General features: G+C 68.0%; 4 protein-coding genes. 1 reads left to right on the forward strand and 3 read right to left on the reverse strand.

Annotated features, from left to right (window positions below):
- Positions 1 to 195: 195 nt before the first annotated feature.
- The 3 genes from rnk to FNJ47_RS45340 form a co-directional block, all read right to left on the reverse strand.
- Positions 196 to 615, reverse strand: coding sequence for a nucleoside diphosphate kinase regulator (gene rnk, locus FNJ47_RS45330; RefSeq protein ID WP_163163197.1), 420 nt, complete (start codon positions 613 to 615; stop codon positions 196 to 198).
- A 311-nt stretch (positions 616 to 926) separates the two neighbouring features.
- Positions 927 to 1,457 (reverse strand): chromate transporter, encoded by a 531-nt coding sequence (locus FNJ47_RS45335; protein ID WP_163163199.1) that lies wholly within the window; start codon positions 1,455 to 1,457, stop codon positions 927 to 929.
- Entirely contained in the window at positions 1,454 to 2,020 is a 567-nt protein-coding gene (locus FNJ47_RS45340) for a chromate transporter (RefSeq protein WP_163163201.1), read from the reverse strand. The genes FNJ47_RS45335 and FNJ47_RS45340 overlap by 4 nt, the downstream gene beginning before the upstream one ends.
- A gap of 101 nt (positions 2,021 to 2,121) precedes the next feature.
- Between FNJ47_RS45340 and FNJ47_RS45345 the strand changes: the two genes are divergently transcribed.
- Positions 2,122 to 2,999 (forward strand): LysR substrate-binding domain-containing protein (locus FNJ47_RS45345; RefSeq protein WP_236000563.1); only part of this gene is annotated, 878 nt, incomplete at its 3' end.

The following is a 2,999-nucleotide window of genomic DNA, read 5'->3' on the forward strand; positions in this document are numbered from 1 at the left end:
GAGAGGGGTGGCTCCGGGCGAGATGATCGATATGCGCCTTGCTATCGCAACATTGCTTGTGCGCCGTTCGTCGCTCGTTTGAGAGAGCACGCCGTGTGGCACCCCTCTCCCTAACCCTCCCCCGCAACGGGGGGAGGGAGCCCATCGGCCGGTGGCTCACTCACGCTGCGTGTGTCTACGAGCGCGAGGCGCCGGCTAGCTCTGCTGCTTCACGGCCAAAATCGTCACCGAACGGGTCTGGTGGCTCGGGGTCTGGAAGTCGATGGTCTGGCCGACCGACAATCCGATCAGCGCGGCGCCGACCGGCGTCAGCACCGAGATGCGTCGCAGCGCGATGTCGGCTTCGTGCGGATAGACCAGCACGACCTCTCTGACATCGCCGGTTTCGTCGTCACGGTAGCGCACGCGCGAGCCCATCCGGACCACGTCAGGCAGTTCGGAATCGTCGGCAACGACCCGGGCCCGGTCGGTCTCGCGCGCGAGGAACTGGGCCACGCGTGGAAACACCGCCATGCTGGAATCGGCCAGCGCGCTGAGGCGATGCGCTTCGCTCGCAGTGATGACGATCGGCGGTAATGCGGGAGCGGTAAAGTCGTTCTGAATGGTTCGGGTCATGTCGGATGATCTTTGCGGTTGATCGCAGGCGCGGCGACGCCGGCGCACGAATGTCTCGTGCGACGCGACGGGCCGAATGATTTTGATGGTGTTATGAATTGACGACGTCGAGAATCCGGACGGCGCGCGATCGCCGGCCGGCTAATTGCCTGCGTGCAGACGTCCGGCGCGCAATCCGAGGCGCGCTATGCGGGTGTCGATGCTCAACATGTCGATCATGGCACCGTCAACATAGCCGCTCGTGACGACGCATCCATTGCGGCGAAAGCGCGCACGCGCGCGTCGTGGAACGACGCGCGATTCGCCGCGGGTCAGGGCTGGCCGATGCCGGTGAGGCCGAGCACCGCGCCGGCGGCGAGCGCGAGCAGCGGATGGATGCGGGTCGTCGTGGTGGCGATCGCGACCCCTGCGGCGATCACGACGGTGCCCCAGCTCGAGACCGATGCGTGGGTGATGACGATGGCGCTGGCGGTGACGAGGCCGGCGGTGACCGGCACCAGCCCGGCCTGTACCGTGCGCCGCCAAGGGCGGTCCTTGAAGCGTTCCCAGAGCCGAAGCGCGAAGCCGGTGACCAGCGACGATGGCCCGAACTTGGCGAGCGAGGTCACCAGCACGCCGGAGAAGCCGGCGACATGCCAGCCGACCAGCGGGACTACCATCATGTTCGGCCCCGGCGCGGCCTGCGCCAGCGCGAACAGCGCGCCGAATTCCTGCGCGGTCATCCAGTGATGGATGTCGACCACCTGGCGCTGCATCTCGGGCAGGATGGTGTTGCCTCCGCCGAAGGCGAGCAGCGACAATTGGCTGAAGATCAGCGCGAGCGTGACCAGCGTTCCGCTCATGATGCCTGCCTCGACCTGAGGACAATGCTGAGCGGCGCCAGCGTCAGCAGCGTCGGCAACAGCGGCAGGCGGAACACCGCGATCGCCAGCACGCAGAGCGCGCCGATGACGAGGCCGAGCACATCACGGCGCAACGGCCAGGCGATCTTGATCGCGGTGGAAATCAGGAGGCCTGCGGCCGCGGCGGCGAGGCCGCCGAACAGATGACGCACGACCGGGTCGTCGGCGAAGCGGCCATAGATCACGCCGAGGCCGATCACGACCGCGGTCGGCACCGCGATCAGGCCGAGGATCGCCGCGAACGCGCCGGGGATGCCGCGAAACTTCAGCCCGACCGCCACCGACATGTTGATGATGTTGCCGCCCGGCAGGAACTGGCAGAGCCCGAGCAGGTCGGTGAACTCGGCACCGGAGAGCCAGCCCCGCTTCTCCACCATCATGTGGCGCGCCAGCGGCAGCACGCCGCCGAAGCCGGTCAGTCCGAGAATGAAGAAGCCCGTGAACAACTCGCCGATATCAGGTGCAGCATGCTTGGTGGTTTGAGCGGCGGGTATGGCGTCCATCGGCGAGGCGGCTCCGGTTCGCGTTGTTGTTGGGCCGACTCTAGTTGGCCGCGTGCCAAATATCCAATATATGGACAGAGTAATCTTCATATCTATTGCATATGGATCGCTCCGATGATCGAGCTGCGCCATCTTCGCTATGCCGTCGCGGTCGCCGAGGCACCCGCGCCGCCGCGCGGCTCGGCATCCAGCAGCCGCCGCTGAGCCAGCAGATCCGCGCGCTGGAAGCCGCGATCGGCGCGCCGCTGTTCCGCCGCCAGCCGCGCGGAGTCGAGCTCACCGCCGCCGGCCGCGCTTTCGTCGACAGGGCGCGCGCGATCCTGCGCGACACCGACCTCGCGGTGGAGGCCGCGCGACGCGCGAGCCGTGGCCAGGAGGGCCAGCTCGCCATCGGCTTCACCTCTTCGGCCGCCTTCCATCCCTTCGTGACAGGCGTGATGCGCGAGATGCGCGAGCGGGCGCCTGCGATCACGCTCTCGCTGGAAGAGGCCTCGACCGGCGAGCTGATCGAGGCCGTCGAGGCCGATCGGCTCGATGCCGCGTTCGTGCGTTCGCCGAGCGAGCGGCTGGAGAACCTCACGATCACGCATCTGCTTGACGAGGAGATGCTGGTGGCACTGCCCGACCATCATTCGCGTGCCCGCAAGGACACGCGTCGCCGCATCTCATTGGCCTCGCTCGCCGACGAGCCGCTGATCCTCTACCGCCGCCCGACCGGTCCGGGCCTCTACGACAGCATCATCGCCGCCTGCCGCGCCGCAGGCTTCAGCCCGAAAGTGGCGCAGGAGGCGACGCGGATGGTTTCGACCCTTAGTCTCGTCGCGGCGGGGCTCGGCATTTCGATCGTGCCGGAATCGATGGCGCGGCGGGAGACCGCAGGCGTCTCCTATCTCCGCCTCGACCGCGCCGCGCCGCTCGCGCGGGCCCGCAAGAAGGGCCCCGCCGGCGGCACGCGCGGCCGCCTGCCCGCCCACGTGAG

Origin of the sequence: Bradyrhizobium uaiense (assembly GCF_010811875.1) — a bacterium.
GTDB classification, from domain to species: Bacteria; Pseudomonadota; Alphaproteobacteria; order Rhizobiales; family Xanthobacteraceae; genus Bradyrhizobium; species Bradyrhizobium uaiense.